Here is an 18,108-nt window from a genome sequence, read left to right as displayed (position 1 = left end):
CCTATGACGCCCCGGCCGGCGTAGGGGCCGGGTGGTGGTCCCGCCAGTGCCGGGCGATATCGGCGCGGCCGCAGATCCACACATCGGGGAACCCGCCGACATAATCCAGAAACCGCGCCAGCGCCGCAGCGCGCGCCGGATGGCCAACCAGCCGCATGTGCAGGCCGACGGACATCATTTTCGGGTGCATGGCGCCTTCGTGGTAGAGGACGTCGAATGCGTCCTTGCAGAAGCTGAAGAAGTCCTCGCCCGTCGCAAAATTCCCCTTGGCGAATTTCAGGTCATTGTTCGTCAGTGTGTAGGGGACGATGAGATGATCCTTGCCGTCGACTTTAGTCCAGTACGGCAGTTCGTCATTGTAGGCATCGGAGTCGTAGAGGAAGCCGCCTTCCTCGACCAGCAGACGCCGGGTATTTTCGCTCGGCGCATAGCGGCAATACCAGCCCTCGGGCCGCTTCCCCAGCGTCCGCTCCAGCGAGGCGACGGCTTTGCGGATATGCTCCCGCTCGGTTTCGGGGCTGAGTTTCCAATGCTCGATCCAGCGCCAGCCATGACAGCAGATGTCCCAATTCGCATCGCGAATGGCCTGTGCCGCCGCCGGATTGCGCTCGATCGCCAAGGCGCAGGCGAAGATCGTCACCGGCAGGCCGCGCTCCTGAAACAGGCGGAAGAGCCGCCAAAACCCGACACGGCTTCCGTATTCGAACATGCTTTCGCCGCCGAGATCGCGCTGTCCGGGGGCGAAGTCGGCGATTCCCGATTCGGTCAGGCCGGTTTCGGTTGCGCTTTCGCCGTCACCGATCGAGGGCTCCGAGCCTTCCTCGAAATTGATGACGAAATTGAGCGCCAGCCGGGCCCCGTTCGAGCCCGACCCGTTCGGATTCGGCCAGTTCGGGTTTGGCGGGTTGGCGCCATAGCCAACGAAATCGCGGTCTCCACCTCTCGCCATGACGGGCCTCGCTTGTTGTTACGATCGTCGTTTCAGCATGCATGGGTCAGCATGCATGGGCATCATTGGCAGAGCGAACCTGTCAGCGGCGATGCCGACTACCGACGTACTCCCTTACCGAACGCGCCGCAATCCTTACGCCGGCCATACCCGACCAGGTCCGCGCCTCGTGGCGACAGGCACCGCCGCGGCATCGTCAATGGCATTGCCCGGTCGAGCCTTCGGCGCACACGCGTTCGCCATCGATCCAGATAGCCCCGCTGAGGTCAGCATTGCGGAAGTCGGTGGAACCGACCTGGGCGCCGGTGAAGTTGGCCCCCACCAGGGTGGTATTGATCAGCCGGGCGTTGCGAAGGTCGGCATTCGAAAAATCGGCGCCGGTCAGGTCGGAGCGGGTGAAATCGGTCGAGGTCAATCGGGCGCCGCGCAGGGAAGCACCGGCCATGTCGGCACTGATGAATTTCGCCCGATAGGCATCGGCGTCGTCAAGGACGGCATCGGTCAGCGTGCTGCGCTGGAAGGTGGCATCGCGGAGTTCCGCGCCAGTCAGATCCACACCGCTCAAGTCGCGGCTGTCCTGATAGCACCGCCGCCAGTTTACGCCGGGTTCGGCCGGATCGGAACATGCCGCATTGACGTCCGCGGCAAAGCCCGCCCCCAGAATCAGCACGCCGGCGAACACGGCAAGTGTATGTCGCTGCCCCATCGATCTCTATTCCTCGGTTTACGTCATTATCTTTCGGCGCCGTCTCGTGGCACGGCATAGAGTCTATCACGCGCGCCCGTCGTTACAGTGGCGGCAATGAGGCAGGCATGGCAACAACCGGAGACATGGCGCCACAGGCAGGGTTGTATCGCCCGACGCAAGCATGCATACCCAAATAGGGAAACTGCGGGAATATTGCCCGCCACCGCTAACAGGATACCGGCTTTGGCCACACCGTCGGACACCGCCGACCAGTCCTCGACGCTACGCACTGCATTTACCGGTGCGTATCTGTTGCCAACGATCATCCTGATGCTGAGCATCGGCAACCACGCGACGAATGTCTTCGTCTTTTCCACTGTCATGCCATCTGCCGTGGCCGATATCGGCGGTCAGGCCTATTACAGCTGGGCCACGACGTTCTTCATCATGGCGTCGATCATCGGCGCCGCCACCGCGCCACTTGTGAAAGCCACCCAGGGGCCGCGGTCGGCCTATGTCACCGCCGCTTCGGTGTTCGGTGCCGGATCATTGGGCTGCGCCCTTGCCCCGGACATGGCGTGGATGATCGCCGCGCGGGTCGTGCAGGGCGCCGGGGGCGGCCTGATGGTCTCGCTGGGGTTTGCTGTGATAGCCGGGCTGTTCCCCCGATCGCTTTGGGCCAAGGTTCTGACCCTCGTCTCGGGCGTCTGGGGCATTGCCGCCCTTCTCGGCCCCGTCGCCGGCGGGCTGTTCGCCCAGGCCGGTTTCTGGCGGGGCGCGTTCTGGTCGCTGACCCTGATCACCGCCGGTCTGCTGATCATGGCGCTGATCGCCTTTCCACGCCGCGATTCGACCGGTGCGGGGCGCATTCCGGCAACGCCGCCGTTCGGGCGGCTGTCGCTGTTGGCGGCATCGGTGCTCGCAACGTCGGTCAGCGGCACCAGCGCCACGAATTTCGGTGCCGCCGCGCTGCTGGCGACAGGGATGGCCGGTCTTGTCGTTACCCTGCTGATCGATCGCCGATCGAACGTACCGTTGCTGCCGGTTCAGGCCTTTACCTTTGGCCATCCGATCGGCCTGGGGCTGTGGATGATCTTTCTGATTGCAGCCGCCGTTTCGCCGGTCGGTGTATTCATCCCGCTATTCGTCCAGGTTCTGCACGATGTCAGCCCGGCCTATGCCGGCTATTTCCATGCCGTGCAGGCGCTGGCCTGGACCGGCGCCGCGCTGATGGTCGCGTCGCTGACCAGCCGCGCCATTCGCCGGGCTCTGATCGCCGGACCGGCTGCCGTCGCCACCGGCCTGGCGCTGCTCGCGGTTTCCCTTCCCGGCCCCTCGCTTGTTCCGGTTGCCGTCGCGCTGCTGATCGCCGGGGGCGGTGTCGGCCTGTGCTGGGCCCATGTCTCCACGACGATCATGGGTGCTGCGACCGACGAGAACCGCGACAGAAGCTCCAGCGCCGTGCATACGGTCCAGCTTCTGGGGCTGGCGTTCGGATCGGCGCTTGCCGGTGTCGTCGTCAATCTCGCCGGTGCCCGCACGTCACTGCAACCGGACGTTATCGGCACCGCGGCCTGGGTTCTGTTCTTGCTGTTCGCGTTCAGCGGCGTATTTGCGGCGATCGCGGGCACGGCATTGGGCAAATACCGTTAAGCCTACAGCACACGAACCACAACTTCCAATATCATAGCATCCGGGACTCCAACGCGACGAAATCCTTGATTACCTATTTCAGAATTTCTCCGATTTCTACCCTCTAAGTCAAAGCAACTGCCCTTCAAACACTTAATAATTTTTCAAGAATCCGCACCCTACGATCGTGTTCGAGCAATGTGGCCGGATAGGGGACGGGACAAATCGATGCAAAACAATAAAGCGATGTCGATCGGCGCCATGATGATGGCGTCGGTTGTCACTTTGGCGATCATAATGTTCATCGCGGGATCGGCGATCTTCATCGATTCCCTTCGCGCCGTGGGCGATGCCCGTAGCGTCAGGACCGCCGGCGGAATTTCCGACCTGCTTCTCGACGCCACGGAGGCCCTGGCCCTCGAACGCGGCACGACCAACACGGCCATTGCCGCTGCCGACCCTGCAGCACCCGACACCATCCGGACGATCGAGGCACTGCGGGAACGCTCGAACACCGCGTTGCAAACGGCTCTCGGACGGCTGCAGGACGGCATGATCGCGAACCAGGACCGGCTCGTCGGTGACCTGACAGCCAATCTGGAGCGTATCGAAACCCTGCGCGGACAGGCCGACCGTGCGCTGCCGATGGCGGGCGACAATCGGCCCGCGTCCCTCGGCGCCGACTGGATGCCGTCGATCATGGCATTGCTGGACAGCGTGGCCGCGCTCAGCACCGCCGTCGGCCACGAAGTGAAACTGGGTGACCCGCTGGTCGCCGAGCAGACCTTCGTCAAGGAATGGACCTGGGCCGTACGCAATACCGCCGGCCAGCAGCGCGCCGCCATCGGCGCCATGGTCGCCGGCGAACGGGAGCCAACGGCAGCGGAGCAATTGCGCCTGATCGAACTGACGACCGCGGTCGACACGCTCTGGGCGCAAATCCAGGGCGTCGCCGACCGTCCCGGGGCACCCGCTACGCTGGTCGAACAGGTCGCCGAAACCCGGGCTGCCTATTTCGACACCTTCCGCCCGCAACTGGAACAACTTGTCACCGACCTCACCGCCGGCACCGTGCCTATGACCGGGCCGGAATGGTACGCCCTGTCCAACCCGGCCCTGGCCAGCATCATGGACGTGAAGACGGCGGCAACGGCAGTAACGCAGCATCATACCGATGCCGTGCTTGCCGGCGCCTATTGGCGGATGGCGTCCAGCGCCCTGCTGCTGGCGGTCGCTCTCGCCGTTACGATCGCCGCTTTGCTGGTGACGCGCCGGCGTCTCGTCAACCCACTCAACCGGCTGACACGGACGATCGAAACGCTGGCCGGGGGCGACTATGACATCGACGTGCCGGATACCGGCCGCCGCGACGAGGTGGGCATCATGGCCGCCGCCGTCGACAAGCTGCGCGATGGTGCGCGCCAGGCCCAGACCCTGCGTGCCGAACGTGAGCAGAGCCAGGCGGCCGAGGTCGAGCGGTCCGGAAAGCTGGCGGAACAGTCCGCCGCGTTCAGCCAGCGCATTCAGGCCATCGTGAAGACCGTCTCGGATACCGCCGGAACGCTGAACGACGAAGCGCACGGTATGTCAGATATCGCTCGCGACGCATCGCGCCGGTCGCAGGATGTCGCCGCGGCGTCGGAGCAGGCCTCGGCCAATGTCCAGACGGTCGCCACCGCGTCCGAAGAGCTTTACAGTTCGGTCTCGGAAATCAATCGCCAGATCGACGACAGCCGCAGGATGTCGGACGCCGCCGTCGGCGAGATGACCGCCACCAGCGAAGCGATCCGCGCCCTCAATGACGCCACCACGCGTATCGGCGATGTGGTCACGCTGATCGAGGATATCGCCAATCAGACCAACCTGCTCGCCCTCAATGCCACAATCGAGGCCGCCCGCGCCGGCGAAGCGGGCAAGGGGTTCGCGGTCGTTGCGTCCGAGGTCAAGAACCTTGCCAATCAGACCGCCAAGGCAACCGGCGATATCGGCAGTCAGATCAACGAGATGCAGGCGGTTACAACCGACGTGGTCAAGCGAATCAACGAGGTCGCCGGCACCATCGGCACCCTGAACCAGTATATCAGCTCGGTGGCGACGGCGGCCGAGGAACAGGGCGCCGCGACGCAGGAGATATCCCGCAACGTGCAGCAGGCGGCCACCGGCACCCAGCAGGTCTCCGAAAACATATCGGTCGTCGGCGCCGCGGCCGAAAAGACGGGACGGACGGCGGAAAGTCTGCTGGAAGCATCGGCCATGATGCGCGCCCAGGCAGCGGACCTTCAGTCCGAAGTCGACGGATTCCTGAAACGCATGGCGGGATAGTCCCGCCCCGGGCTATTCGGCGACGTCCCGACCCAGGTTCTCGTCCCGCTCGCGCAGCACCTCGTGCGTTTCCTGGATCTCGCGGGTCAACAGGAACGACAGCACGATCCGGATGACGACGATGCCGGCAAGAATGCCAAGGCCGGTCCAGTTCGGATGCGCGACGGTGCCGAGAATATCGGCCCCGATGAAGATATCGAGCGCGAGCAGCAGATGAATGCCCAGCCGCTCGCGCACCCGCTGGATGCCATAGGTCAGCCCGTCTGTCGGCCTGAAGCGGACGTGCACGAAACGCACCGCCGCCTCCACCACCCCCCACAGCACGATGGCCGCACCGATGGCGTTGATGATGTGGCGCACGATTTCGATGGCGTCGTATAGCAGCATCCGCTCTCCAGGAAGCACCAGGGCCAATGCTGATAATTCTATGGGGTGACAGTCCGGCAGTCGACCGTAATGACGCCGGGGACGTTACCGCACCCGATCCCGGGTCTGCAGCGCGTCACTCTCGTGCCGCGCTGCACCCGGGAGTTGGAGCAGACGGAAACAGCAGTTACGCCGCGTCCTCCCGGCTGACCTCGGCCGGGTTATAGTTGAGGTTCGGAGACAGCCAACGTTCGGCTTCCTCCAGCGTCATGCCCTTGCGCTCGGCGTAGTCCTCGACCTGATCGCGTTCGATCTTGCCGAGACCGAAAAACGCGCTGTCGGGATGCGAGAAATACCATCCGCTGACCGCTGCCGCCGGCCACATCGCGAAGCTCTCGGTCAATTTCAGGCCGATCTTGTTCTCGCAATCCAGCAGCTTGAACAGGGTCGCCTTCTCAGTGTGATCCGGACAGGCCGGATAGCCCGGTGCCGGACGGATGCCCTGATACTCCTCGCGGATCAGATCGTCGTTGGCCAGCGTCTCGTCCTTGGCATAGCCCCAGAACTCCTTGCGCACGCGCTCGTGCATGTGCTCGGCGAACGCCTCGGCCAAACGGTCGCCGAGTGCCTGGACCATGATCGCGTTGTAGTCGTCTTCCTTCTTCTCGTAGTCCTTGGCCAGATCATGCACGGCCTGACCGGTCGTCACGGCAAAGCCGCCGACCCAGTCGTGCAGTCCTGTTTCCTTCGGCGCGACGAAATCCGATAGCGAGTAGTTTGCCCGGTTGCGGTTGCGGATCATCTGCTGACGCAGGCAATGCAGCACGTCCAGACGCTTTTCCCGGCTGTCGTCGGTATACAGCTCGATGTCGTCATCGTTGATCGTGTTCGCCGGCCAGAACGTCACCGTCCCCACTGGCTTGAACAGTTTTTCGTCGATGATGCGCTTGAGCATCTTCTGCGCGTCCTCGTACAGGGACCGCGCGGTTTCACCGACCTTCTCGTCGTGCAGAATGTCCGGATACTTGCCGACGAGGTCCCAGGTACGGAAGAAGGGCGTCCAGTCGATATAGTCGGCGAGCGTTTCGATGTCGTAGTCGGTGAAGACCTTCTGTTCCTTCAGCGCCGGCTGTGGCGGCACGTAGTTGTCCCAGTCGATCTTGAACTTGTTCGCCCGCGCCTTTTCCACCGGCTGGCGCTTGGCCTGACGGTTGGACCGCGCGTGCTTCTCGCGCATCTCGTCGTAGTCGGCCTTGATCCTGGCCGCATAGTCGTCCCGCGCCGTTTCCGACAGCAGATTGCTCACCACGCCGACCGCTTTCGAGGCGTCGTCGACATGAACGACGCAGCCATTGTAGTTCGGCGCGATCTTGACGGCCGTATGAACCTTACTTGTGGTCGCCCCGCCGATCAGCAGCGGCATCGTGAAACCCTGGCGCTGCATGTCGGCGGCAACGGTGCACATTTCGTCCAGGCTGGGCGTGATCAGGCCGGAAAGACCGATCATGTCGGCCTTTTCTTCCTTGGCGGCGTCCAGAATCTTCTGGCTCGGCACCATGACGCCCAGATCGACCACGTCGTAGTTGTTACACTGCAGCACGACCGAAACGATGTTCTTGCCGATGTCGTGAACGTCGCCCTTGACCGTGGCGATCACGACCTTGCCCTTTGGCTTGTCGGCCACACCGGAGCGGCGCTTTTCCTCTTCCATATAGGGCGTCAGGATCGCCACCGCGCGCTTCATGACGCGCGCCGATTTCACGACCTGCGGCAGGAACATCTTGCCCGAGCCGAACAGGTCGCCGACGATGTTCATGCCGTCCATCAACGGCCCTTCGATAACCTCAAGCGGCTTGTCCGCCTTCTGGCGCGCCTCTTCGGTGTCCTCGTCGACATAGTCGGTGATGCCCTTGATCAGGGCGTGCGACAGCCGCTTCTCAACCGGCTCTTCGCGCCAGGCAAGATCCTGCTCCTTGGCCTGACCGGCGCCGACCTTGTATTTCTCGGCCAGTTCCAGCAAGCGATCGGTCGCGTCATTGCGGCGGTTGAGAATGACGTCTTCGACGGCGTCGCGCAGCTCGGGGTTGATCTCTTGATAGATACCGAGCTGACCGGCATTCACGATGCCCATATCCATGCCGGCCTTGATGGCATGATACAGGAACACGGTGTGCATGGCCTCGCGAACGCCTTCGTTGCCGCGGAACGAGAACGAGATGTTCGACACGCCGCCCGACACATGGGTCAGCGGCATTTCCTTGCGGATGCGCCGCGTCGCCTCGATGAAGTCGATGGCATAGTTGTTGTGCTCTTCGATGCCGGTCGCGACCGCGAAGATGTTCGGGTCGAAGATAATGTCTTCCGGCGCGAAACCGACCTTCTTGGTCAGGATTTCATAAGACCGTTTGCAGATCTCGACCTTACGGTCTTCGGTATCGGCCTGGCCCTGCTCGTCGAACGCCATCACGACCACGGCGGCGCCATAGCGCCGGACCAGCGTCGCCTGCTCGACGAACTGCTCCTCGCCTTCCTTCAGCGAGATCGAATTGACGATCGAACGGCCCTGAACGCATTTCAGGCCGGCCTCGATAACCGTCCATTTCGAGCTGTCGACCATGATCGGAACGCGGGCAATGTCGGGCTCGGCGGCCACGAGGTTCAGAAACCGCGTCATGGCGGCTTCGGAATCCAGCATCCCTTCGTCCATATTGACGTCGATGATCTGCGCGCCGTTCTCGACCTGCTGGCGGGCGACTTCAAGCGCCTCGTCGTAGTTGTCTTCCGTGATCAGCCGGCGGAAGCGCGCGGAACCGGTGACATTCGTCCGCTCGCCGATATTGATGAAAGTCGCGGTTTGCTGGGTCATGAACGTACCTCGAATGGTTCCAGGCCGGAAAGGCGCAGGCGGGGCTGAATATCGGGGATCTCGCGCGGCGCCTCGGTGATGACGGCGTCATGGATGGCGCGGATGTGATCCGGCGACGTGCCGCAGCACCCGCCGACGATATTGACCAGCCCGCTCTCGGCCCACTCCTTGAGTTGCGCGGCCGTGGTTTCCGGTGCTTCGTCGTACTCGCCGAACTCGTTCGGCAGACCGGCGTTGGGATAGGCGCAGACCGCCGTGTCCGCAATCCGGGACAGCTCCGCGATATGCGGGCGCATGGCATCGGCGCCCAGCGCGCAATTCAGTCCGATCGAGAACGGGCGCGCGTGGCGCACGGAAAACCAGAACGCTTCGACCGTCTGGCCTGTCAGCGTCCGGCCGGACAAATCGGTGATGGTGCCGGAAATCATGACCGGCAGCCGCATGCCCAGTTCTTCAAACAACGACTCAAGCGCGAAAATGCCGGCCTTGGCATTGAGCGTGTCAAAGATCGTTTCCAGCAGGATCAGATCGGCGCCGCCCTTGATCAGACCGCGGGCGGCCTGCTTGTAGGCGGTGGCGATCTCGTCGAAGCTGGTCGCCCGATACCCCGGATCGTTGACGTCGGGCGAGATCGAGGTCGTCTTGCTGGTCGGACCGATGGCGCCGGTCACGAAGCGCGGCTTGTCCGGCTGTTTGGCCGTCATCTCGTCGGCGGCTTCGCGCGCGATCCGCGCGGCCTCCTCGTTCAGTTCGTCGACCAGCGATTCCATGCCGTAATCGGCCTGTGAAACGGTCGTCGAGTTGAACGTGTTCGTCGTCAGGATGTCCGCACCGGCCTCCAGATAGGCCAGGGAAATCTCCTTGACGATGTCCGGCTGCGTCAGGGTCAGAAGGTCGTTGTTGCCTTTGACGTCCCGGTCGTAGTCGGCGAACCGGCTGCCGCGATAATCGTTCTCTTCCAGATGATACGATTGAATCGTCGTCCCCATGGCGCCGTCCAGCACCAGGATACGTTGACCCACGGCGGCGCGTAGCGCTTTGAGGCGGTCTTCTCTCGTCATAACTTATTTGCTCGTTTTCTGTTGAAGCGGTCGACGGGGCCTGTCAGTGGCCCTCAGGCGTTCGCCATTTCCGGGGCTTCGGCTTTTACGCCAAGCATCCGGCATACCGCGATCGGCAGTTCCGCCCGGTTCAACGTGTAAATGTGGAAATCGTCAAAGCCTTCGTCCTGCAGCAGGCGGCACTGTTCAGCCGCGACTGTGGCCGAGACCATCTGCCGGGTCTCCGGCGTCTTGTCGAGCCCTTCGTACAGGTCCGTCATCCACTGCGGAATCTTGGCGCCGCACGCGCCGGCGAATTTCACCGCGCGTTCGAAATTGACGATCGGCAGAATGCCGGGAACGATCGGCACCGTGATGCCAGCGGCCCGCGCCTTTTCGACGAAACGGAAAAAGTCGTTGTTGTCGAGGAAGAACTGCGTGATCGCCCGGTTCGCGCCGTTATCGATCTTGCGCTTCAGGTGATCGATGTCGAACTGATCGCTGGGCGCCGCCGGATGCGTTTCCGGATAGGCGGCCACCGAAATGTCGAAATCGGCAATCTTCTTCAATGCCAGAACCAGATCGTCGGCATAGGCAAAGCTGTCTTCACGGGGCCGATAGACGCCGTCTGCATCCGGGCTGTCGCCGCGCAAGGCGACGATCCGGCGCACGCCGTTGGCCCAGTAGTTGCGCGCGACCTCTTCGACGACCTCTTTCGGCGCCGAGGCGCAGGTCAGATGGGCCGCAACCGGCACGTCCATGATCCGGCCGACCTCGTCACAGATCGCCGGCGTCTTGCCGGCGCTGTCCGATCCGCCCGCACCGCAGGTCACGGAAACGAATTCCGGCGACAGGGCGCGCAGCTTGGCCGCCGTTTCGGTCAGCGTCTTGTGCATGTTCTCGTTCTTCGGCGGGAAGAACTCGAAGCTGATCTTGAGACGATCCGACGGCTCCTGACCGAAGATCAGACCCTGGGCCGCCGGAGTCCGCGTGAAGGTCCGTTCGGCCGATGAGGACGTGTCCAGCATCTTATTCATATTTCAATTCTCCAGCGTATTCGACGGTGGCGTTGTTGATGGGGCGCGCCGTCGCCGGTTGGCGTTGAGCGGCCCAGATCGTGACTGTCAATGGTGTACCCGGCAACCGGTGCACGTCAGGCGCCGAAAACCCGGCATCCGTCAGCCACCCGGCCACAACCTGCTCATCGAAGCCAAGCCAGCGATGGGCGTGTTCCTCGCGCAGGCTTTCGACCGTGTGTTGCTCGAAATCCGCGATCAGCAGCAGTCCGCCCGGCTTCAATACGCGGCCGGCCTCGGCGATCGCGTCCAGCGGGTCCTCCATATAATGAAGGACCTGGTGCATGACGGCGACGTCGACCGATGCGCGCGGGACGGGCAGCTGATAAAGATCGCCCTGGCGTACCTGCGCCGACTTGAAGCCGGCTCGTTCCAGGTTGGCGCGAGCGACGGCCAGCATTTCGCGCGAGAGATCGATGCCGATCGCCCGCTCTGCCCGATCGCCGAGCACCTCGATAATGCGGCCGGTCCCCGTGCCGATATCCAGCAGAGTCCCCACCGGCCCCGGCGGCATCAGGTCGCGAAGCACATCCTCGACTTCGCTGTCGGCGATATGCAGCGCCCTGATCTGATCCCATAACGGGGCGTTGCGGCTGAAATAGTTGGCCGCCGACGCCGCGCGGCTGCGTTTGATGGCATCCAGCCGCTCCATATCGAGGGCCAGAGTCGGATCGTCCGCCGGCACGAGATCCACCAGGGCACGGGCAACCTTTGCCCCCAGCCCCGTCTCGGCCAAGCGGAAGAACGCGTATGTGCCTTCCCGGAAACGGGCCAGCAGACCGGCATCGCATAGAAGTTTAAGGTGGCGCGACACGCGTGGCTGGCTCTGACCGAGAATCTGCGTCAAATCGCTGACCGACAGTTCGCTGCGCGAACAAAGCACCAGGACCCGTATTCGGGTCGGCTCGGCGGCCGCTTTCAATTCCAAGAGCAGACGTTCCATGGTCCCTGCCGTCACCGTTCGACCGTCCCAATGACGACCGTTCTTCGCCGCACCCTAACACACGCACCGACAAGAATGAAGCCATATATAAAGATATGTTTATGCTTGCTAGGAAGCAGCGGTCGGATGCAACGCCGGGAAGCGCATGAAAGCCAGGGGGGAAGGCCGTCCGGGTGGGCCAACTGGAACGTCAGGCCCTCTTGCGCGTTGTGCACTTGACGCGCCATCTTTCCGCCCGATGTCGGGTGGTATAGATATGGCGTTGTCCAAAGCGAAACCGGCTGGCGGTTGTGCTCCGCGCGCAGCTCGACCCGGAACGATGCACAAGCTTGCCAATGAACCACCCAGCACCGGCCCGGGAACGCCCGAACCGATGCTGGGGTCAAGACCGGAGACGACGACGTGACGATGCGCCCCGCCCGCACCAATAGATGTGCAGCAATTTCAGACACGCCATCGGGCACCGTGCGGCTGCCGGTCTCGGCGGCGCTCTTTGCCCTGGCGATACTTGTCGCCCCCGCCGCGGCGGCTCAGACGCCGGCAAGCCCACCGATGTTCGAAGACAGCACGGCGCCTGCGGCCTCGAATGATTCAGCAGTGACAGGCCCGGCGATGGCGGGCCGGATGGACGGCGAAATATACGACCCGCTGGAACCCATCAACCGAGGCGTATTCGCGTTCAACGAAGCGGTCGATATCGTCATCGTGGTGCCGACCGCAACGGTTTACGAAACGGTTATCCCGCTGCCGCTGCGCAATAATCTGCGCAGCTTTCTGCGCAATCTCCGCACTCCGGTCACACTGGCGAACAATCTGCTGCAGGGTGACTGGTCGGCAGCGGAAACCACGGCGACCCGATTCTTCATCAATTCAACCCTCGGCCTCGGCGGGTTTACCGATGTCGCCACCTCCGCCGGACACCCCTATGAGTCTGCTGATTTTGGCCAGACAATGGGCCGCTGGGGAGTCGGGCCGGGTCCATACGCGGTGCGGCCGTTCCTGGGACCAACCAATCTGCGCGATACCGTCGGATGGGTCGTGGACACGGTCAGCGATCCCGTGAGTATCGTGCTGATGAACGAAGGCGCCCAGGCCTGGAACACCGCGCGAACGGGAGTCGGCGCGGTCGATGCGCGGTCACGGGTGCTGGACGAAGTCCAGGAATTGCGCGAAAGTTCCGTCGACACCTATGCGACGGTCCGTAGCCTGACCCAACAGATGCGCGAGCGCAAGATTCGCGGCGATGGCATGGACAGCAATGCCCCCATGCCGACATTCGAGGATTTCGAGGATTTCGGCGACGGAAACGGCATTTCCGAAGCAGCGCCGTCCGAAGGCGAGACGGCAGCGGCCGCGCCCCCCTCGTCACTTTCGGGACGAGCGGACGGTAGTCTGCTTGACGGACAGCAGGCAACGCTTCCATCTTCTCATTGGCTCGCCGATACCGACTGACGCATATCGACGTCACGACGGGTGCGCGGTCATCGCTCCTACTGGATACTTTGACGGAAAAACCCGCATATGGCCCACACCACAACCAAGTCTGCCAATCCGTCTTCCACGGCCCTTCCCCCGAAGCACAGCCCGTTACACAAAGGCTCTCGCCGAGACATTGTGATGTCGCTCGGCGCCATGGGCGTTGGCGGCGTTGTCTTGTCCCTTGTCGGATCGGGACTCCTGCGTTCAGCGACCGCAGCCACGGGTTCAGACGCCGCCCGATTCATCGAGAGCATGGGCGACGAGGTCCTTTCGGTCCTCAACCGCCCCGGCCTGAACCAGGCCGAGGCGACCGCCGAATTCGGCCGACTTTTCCGCGAAGGGTTCGACATTCCGACCATCGGCCGTTTCGTCCTTGGACGCTACTGGAACGTGGCGACCCCTGAGCAGCGCCGCGACTTCGTCAGCCTGTTCGAGCAAATGGTCATAAATACTTATGCGCGCCGGTTTTCCGACTATTCAGGCGAACGCTTTCGTGTCACCGCCGCCCGCGAAGAGACCGAAACCGATACCATCGTCGTCACCGAAGTCAGCCAGCCCGGTAATCCTGATGCCGCGGAAGTCGCTTGGCGCGTTCGGGACCGCGAGCAGGGCCACCAGATCATCGACGTCATCATCGAAGGCGTCAGCATGGGCGTGACCCAGCGACAGGAGTTCTCCTCCGTGATCGAGCGGGCCGGGGGCAGCATCGATGCCCTGCTGGAGCGTATGCGCACCCAGGTGGCGCCCGGCCCTTGATCGGGGCCGCTATGGAAGTCCGGCATCGACATCGATTGAATTTGATGAATGGCGTTGTTTTGATGCTGGACGGCCGAGATTCCCATCTCCTGATCGTTTCGGGCCTCTGATCGAGTCCTGCACGATTGAGATATTTGATGCAGCCCCGCCCCACCCCGAACCGTCCCCGACACCGATTGGGGACCCGGAAACGGACGCGCACGGTTGGTCTATACCGATCGGGAGTTGCTGCACGGGGTCCCGGTTCAGCAGCGCGTCCGGGGCGATCATGAGGGAAAAGGCTGCGCAAACCAGCATCGCACGCGCCGAACCGCACGGACGGCTATTCGCCGAATTACGCCTAAAAATGCGCGGCCGCCGGAACCTTTCCGCCTGAACGTCCGTTAGGCGAAGCAGTAAGGGCGGCGGAGCGCACTGCGTTCATCCCTTGAAGCCACTGTCTGTCCAGGCGCGATTTTCGGAGCGCACCTTGACGTCGTGTCGGTTTTGGCTCCGCCCCCCATTCCAGAGCGCAACTCAAGGACCAGAACCATGCACAGCATCATCTATCTCGTCGGCCTTGTCGTGGTCGTGCTCGTCATTCTGTCCCTCGTCGGACTGGCCTGACATCGCCGGATTCGACTCCACCCCATCAAGAGGGCGTTTCCATGGCCACAATCAACCAACCGAGTGTCTCGACGGGAACCGCTGAGACCGATCATTCCTATACAGACTGGGCAGCAATCTTCGCGGGCGCGGTGTTCGCCGCCGCGTTCTCCCTCATTATGATCACGTTCGGTGCCGGCCTCGGGCTGTCGTTCGCATCGCCGGAACCGGGCGAAGGCGTATCGATGAGGTGGCTCATGATTGCCGCCGGATTGTGGTTCATCTGGGTCGCGGTTTCCAGCTTTGCCGCCGGCGGCTATATCGCCGGGCGCCTGCGCCGCCGGGTCGGGGATAGCACCGAGGATGAAGTCGAGACCCGTGACGGCGCCCACGGCGTTATTGTCTGGGCGGCCGGAACGCTGATCGCCGTCGTCATGGCCGCCAGTGGCGTCGGCGGGCTGCTTGGGGCCGCAGCGTCGGCAACCGGCGCGGCCGCTGGCTCGGTCGCCAGCCTCATCGAGGAACAAGGCGACTATTTCTCCAGCCTCGTTGTGCGCAGCGGCGGCGACGAGCGGGTCTCGCCCGAGGCTCGCGAGGAAGTCACCACGATCCTGGCCCGCAGCGTCAGCCAGGGTGAGGTTTCCGACGCGGATCGCGAGTATCTTATACAACTCGTCGCCTCGGAAACCGGCGCTGACCCGGCTGAAGTCGAAAGCGGTGTGAATTCGGCTCTTGAGCAGGTCGAGGCCGCACGTCAGGAAGCGACCGACATGATCGAACAGGCCCGCATCGCCGGAATCGTCGCCGCGTTCATCCTGGCCGCCACGATGATCGTCAGCGCCGCCGTCGCGTATTTCAGCGCCACCTATGGCGGACAGCATCGCGACCAGAATGTTCCCTTCCGCCGCTTCGCCGCTTGGCGTAAACCATAACTGGACAGGAGATCTGAAAATGCTGGCGATCATTGCATGGCTACTCGGCGCACCACTGCTGGTCGTCATCATCATCCTGCTGGTGATGTAGACGTCCCGGCGCAGCCACTATGAGAACCTGCCCCACGGGGTGGGGTTGGTGTTTGCCTCCTCACCCCCGGCTCATATAGCAGCTACAGACCTGAACCCTCGGCCACCTTTCCGAGGAATGCGGCATGCGACCTGGCCCCGTTCGCCAGTGCCCGCAGTTCGAACTTCTCGTTGGGACTGTGCATGCGGTCATCGTCAAGCCCGAAGCCCATCAGGATCGTGTCGATTCCCAGCAGCCGGCGCATCATGCCAACGACGGGAATCGAACCGCCGCAGCCGATCGGGGCGGCCGGACGGCCATAGACCTGCTCCAGCGCGGCACGGGCGGCGGCCATCATCGGCTGCCCGGTATCGACCTCGACCCCGGTGCTCTTCGAATGAACTTCCAGCCGCCAGCGGCATGCCGACGGCAGCGTCTGGGCGATGAACACCTTATAGGCCGCCAGAATGCGGTCGGGGTCCTGATCAGGCACCAGGCGGAACGACACCTTGGCGGACGCGCGCGCCGGGATCACAGTCTTCGATCCGGCCCCGGCATAGCCCCCGGAAATGCCATTGATATCGCATGTCGGCCGCGACCAGAGGCGCTCCAGGCGGCTGACGCCCTGCTCGCCGTCGAGGCCATCGGCCCCGATCTCGGCCATAACCGCCTCGTCGTCCTGCGGCAGCGCCGCCCAGGCCGCCAGCGTTTCGGGATCGGGATCGCGGACATCGTCATAGAAGCCGTCGATCGCCACCCGGCCTTGGTCGTCGTGCAGTCGGCCCAGAACGCGGGTCAGAGCGTTCAGCGGGTTCGGCGCCACACCGCCATACAGCCCCGAATGCAGATCGTGGCCCGGCCCCTCGACATAGAGTTCGGTATAGAGCATGCCGCGCAGCCGGGTCGTCAGGGCGGGGGTATCGACGTCCCAGCCGGTAGTGTCGGAAACGACACAGATATCCGCACCCAGACGGTCTCGTTCCGCTTCCAGAGTCGCCGCCAGATTGGCGCTGCCGATTTCCTCCTCGCCCTCGATCAGAACCGTCACCCGCGTCGGCGGACCGCCATGGACAGCATGCCAGGCGCGCAGCGCTTCGATGAAGGTCATGACCTGGCCCTTGTCGTCGACCGCTCCCCGCGCCACGATACGTTTGCCATGCGGCCCGTCAATGATGGTCGGATCGAACGGATCCGTCGTCCATTCCTCCAGCGGTTCCGGCGGTTGAACGTCGTAGTGCCCGTAGTAGAGGATATGCGGCGGCACGCCGTCCCGAACCCCGCCGTCCAGTCCCCCCGGCGTGCCCGGATGCTGGGCGATGACCGTGGGATGGCGGGCGGTTTCAACCAATGACACCGAAAAATCGAGCGCGGCCAGCTGGTCGGCGATCCAGTGCGCGGCGCGGCGCACCTCGCCGGCCCGTGCCGGATCGGTGCTGACGGACGGTATTCGCAGGAATTCGGTCAACCGCGCGACGGCGCCGTCGAAATCGGCATCCAGGTGGCGCAATACGGCGTCTATGTTGGTCATGGGGCATGCCCTGCTGGTTCGTGATCTTCGAAGACCCTAGCGCCGATCATGCCGCGGGGAAATAATTGAGTTCTTGCCGATTGCCGTAACCTGTCGCGCCTATGCCATGGCCAGCCCGGCGCGCAGGATCAACTGGGCGCCGATCACAAGAAGCCCGATCAGGAACCAGCGGCGGAAAGTGGCCGGCTCAATCCGGTCGCGCAGATATTTGCCCAGGGTCATACCGATCAGGGCCGTGACGACGCCCAGCGCCGAAGCACCCGCCATGCCGACATTGAACGCCCCGCCCCATCCCAGCCCGATCGCCAGCGAGATCGTCGAGACGGTGAACGATAGCCCCAATGCCTGAACCAGGTCGTCTTTGCCGAGCCCCAGTCCTTGCAGATATGGCGCCACGGGAATCGCGAAGACGGCGGTGCTGCCACCGATGACACCCGTAACCAGCCCGATAACCGGAGACAGCCGCCGCTCCAGCCGGGGCGGAATGGTCAGTTCCCATTTCAGCAGGCTGGCGATGGCATAGACCGACAGGATGACGCCCAGCGCCAGCATCGTCCCGTCGGCAGAGCCGCTGGTCAGCATCCAGGCACCGAGCAGGGTTCCAAGAGTTATGCAGATCATCATCAGCCAGAGCCGGGCGACCAGCGCCCCGAGGCTGGGGCCGACGACCATTTGCCATATATTGGTGATGAAAGTCGGTACGACCAGCATCGCGGCCGCGACCACCGGCGACAGCAGCGTACCCAGCACGGCCATGGCCACCGTCGGCAATCCCATGCCGGTTATGCCCTTGACCATACCGGCCACGAGAAAGGTTGCCGCGACGATTGCGGCCGTACCGAAATCCATGGATCTTTCCGCCTCACCTTCCGAAAC

13 protein-coding genes and 1 pseudogene are annotated in these 18,108 nt (G+C 63.3%); 6 read left to right on the top strand and 8 right to left on the bottom strand.

Annotated elements, in window-relative coordinates:
• Position 1: 1 nt before the first annotated feature.
• The gene (locus ABZ728_RS19110; protein ID WP_366657888.1) at positions 2-949 is read right to left on the bottom strand and encodes an allantoinase PuuE; all 948 of its coding nucleotides are present in this window, start codon (positions 947-949) and stop codon (positions 2-4) included.
• 196 nt (positions 950-1,145) lie between these two features.
• Positions 1,146-1,655 (bottom strand): pentapeptide repeat-containing protein, encoded by a 510-nt coding sequence (locus tag ABZ728_RS19105; protein ID WP_366657887.1) that lies wholly within the window; start codon positions 1,653-1,655, stop codon positions 1,146-1,148.
• 225 nt (positions 1,656-1,880) lie between these two features.
• Between ABZ728_RS19105 and ABZ728_RS19100 the strand changes: the two genes are divergently transcribed.
• Together ABZ728_RS19100 and ABZ728_RS19095 are read left to right on the top strand one after the other, a co-directional pair.
• Positions 1,881-3,290 carry an MFS transporter gene (locus ABZ728_RS19100; protein WP_366657886.1) on the top strand — a complete coding sequence of 470 codons (1,410 nt, stop codon included), beginning with the start codon at positions 1,881-1,883 and terminating at the stop codon, positions 3,288-3,290.
• Positions 3,291-3,497: 207 nt separating this feature from the next.
• Positions 3,498-5,591, top strand: coding sequence for a HAMP domain-containing methyl-accepting chemotaxis protein (locus ABZ728_RS19095; protein WP_366657885.1), 2,094 nt, complete (start codon positions 3,498-3,500; stop codon positions 5,589-5,591).
• Positions 5,592-5,603: 12 nt separating this feature from the next.
• Here ABZ728_RS19095 and ABZ728_RS19090 read toward each other — a convergent pair whose 3' ends face one another.
• The 4 genes and pseudogenes from ABZ728_RS19090 to ABZ728_RS19075 all read right to left on the bottom strand — a co-directional run bounded on the left by ABZ728_RS19090 (position 5,604) and on the right by ABZ728_RS19075 (position 11,897).
• Positions 5,604-5,978, bottom strand: a complete 375-nt coding sequence (locus tag ABZ728_RS19090) for a DUF1622 domain-containing protein (protein WP_366657884.1) — start codon at positions 5,976-5,978, stop codon at positions 5,604-5,606.
• A 166-nt stretch (positions 5,979-6,144) separates the two neighbouring features.
• A pseudogene (metH, locus tag ABZ728_RS19085) lies at positions 6,145-9,884 on the bottom strand (methionine synthase).
• Between the two features lie 53 nt (positions 9,885-9,937).
• Positions 9,938-10,900 carry a methylenetetrahydrofolate reductase [NAD(P)H] gene (metF, locus tag ABZ728_RS19080; RefSeq protein WP_366657883.1) on the bottom strand — a complete coding sequence of 321 codons (963 nt, stop codon included), beginning with the start codon at positions 10,898-10,900 and terminating at the stop codon, positions 9,938-9,940.
• Positions 10,893-11,897 carry a metalloregulator ArsR/SmtB family transcription factor gene (locus ABZ728_RS19075; protein WP_366657882.1) on the bottom strand — a complete coding sequence of 335 codons (1,005 nt, stop codon included), beginning with the start codon at positions 11,895-11,897 and terminating at the stop codon, positions 10,893-10,895. Before ABZ728_RS19075 ends, metF begins: the two co-directional genes overlap by 8 nt.
• A 393-nt stretch (positions 11,898-12,290) precedes the next feature.
• Between ABZ728_RS19075 and ABZ728_RS19070 the strand changes: the two genes are divergently transcribed.
• The 4 genes from ABZ728_RS19070 (at position 12,291) to ABZ728_RS19055 (ending at position 15,634) form a co-directional block, all read left to right on the top strand.
• The gene (locus tag ABZ728_RS19070; protein ID WP_366658096.1) at positions 12,291-13,334 is read left to right on the top strand and encodes a VacJ family lipoprotein; all 1,044 of its coding nucleotides are present in this window, start codon (positions 12,291-12,293) and stop codon (positions 13,332-13,334) included.
• 165 nt (positions 13,335-13,499) lie between these two features.
• A complete protein-coding gene (locus ABZ728_RS19065) occupies positions 13,500-14,117 on the top strand; it encodes an ABC transporter substrate-binding protein (protein WP_366657881.1) in 618 nt (205 codons plus the stop codon).
• Between the two features lie 477 nt (positions 14,118-14,594).
• Positions 14,595-14,723 carry a hypothetical protein gene (locus ABZ728_RS19060; protein ID WP_366657880.1) on the top strand — a complete coding sequence of 43 codons (129 nt, stop codon included), beginning with the start codon at positions 14,595-14,597 and terminating at the stop codon, positions 14,721-14,723.
• Between the two features lie 41 nt (positions 14,724-14,764).
• Positions 14,765-15,634: a hypothetical protein gene (locus ABZ728_RS19055; protein WP_366657879.1), complete on the top strand. Its 870-nt coding sequence runs from the start codon at positions 14,765-14,767 to the stop codon at positions 15,632-15,634.
• A gap of 173 nt (positions 15,635-15,807) precedes the next feature.
• Here ABZ728_RS19055 and ABZ728_RS19050 read toward each other — a convergent pair whose 3' ends face one another.
• Positions 15,808-17,232 carry a M20/M25/M40 family metallo-hydrolase gene (locus ABZ728_RS19050; protein ID WP_366657878.1) on the bottom strand — a complete coding sequence of 475 codons (1,425 nt, stop codon included), beginning with the start codon at positions 17,230-17,232 and terminating at the stop codon, positions 15,808-15,810.
• 99 nt (positions 17,233-17,331) lie between these two features.
• Positions 17,332-18,081, bottom strand: a complete 750-nt coding sequence (locus ABZ728_RS19045; RefSeq protein WP_366657876.1) for a sulfite exporter TauE/SafE family protein — start codon at positions 18,079-18,081, stop codon at positions 17,332-17,334.
• Positions 18,082-18,108 lie beyond the last annotated feature (27 nt).

This window comes from Fodinicurvata sp. EGI_FJ10296 (genome assembly GCF_040712075.1).
Taxonomy (GTDB): domain Bacteria; phylum Pseudomonadota; class Alphaproteobacteria; order DSM-16000; family Inquilinaceae; genus JBFCVL01.
Note: the sequence above shows the minus strand (reverse complement) of the source record. Positions and strands in the feature narration are given on the sequence as shown.

Bases quoted from the DNA above. Each gene is read 5' to 3' on its own strand.
- ABZ728_RS19110 (WP_366657888.1), bottom strand. From the start codon at position 949: ATGGCGAGAGGTGGAGACCGCGATTTCGTTGGCTATGGCGCCAACCCG.
- ABZ728_RS19105 (WP_366657887.1), bottom strand. From the start codon at position 1,655: ATGGGGCAGCGACATACACTTGCCGTGTTCGCCGGCGTGCTGATTCTG.
- ABZ728_RS19095 (WP_366657885.1), top strand. From the start codon at position 3,498: ATGCAAAACAATAAAGCGATGTCGATCGGCGCCATGATGATGGCGTCG.
- ABZ728_RS19090 (WP_366657884.1), bottom strand. From the start codon at position 5,978: ATGCTGCTATACGACGCCATCGAAATCGTGCGCCACATCATCAACGCC.
- metF (WP_366657883.1), bottom strand. From the start codon at position 10,900: ATGAATAAGATGCTGGACACGTCCTCATCGGCCGAACGGACCTTCACG.
- ABZ728_RS19070 (WP_366658096.1), top strand. From the start codon at position 12,291: ATGCGCCCCGCCCGCACCAATAGATGTGCAGCAATTTCAGACACGCCA.
- ABZ728_RS19065 (WP_366657881.1), top strand. From the start codon at position 13,500: ATGTCGCTCGGCGCCATGGGCGTTGGCGGCGTTGTCTTGTCCCTTGTC.
- ABZ728_RS19055 (WP_366657879.1), top strand. From the start codon at position 14,765: ATGGCCACAATCAACCAACCGAGTGTCTCGACGGGAACCGCTGAGACC.
- ABZ728_RS19050 (WP_366657878.1), bottom strand. From the start codon at position 17,232: ATGACCAACATAGACGCCGTATTGCGCCACCTGGATGCCGATTTCGAC.
- ABZ728_RS19045 (WP_366657876.1), bottom strand. From the start codon at position 18,081: ATGGATTTCGGTACGGCCGCAATCGTCGCGGCAACCTTTCTCGTGGCC.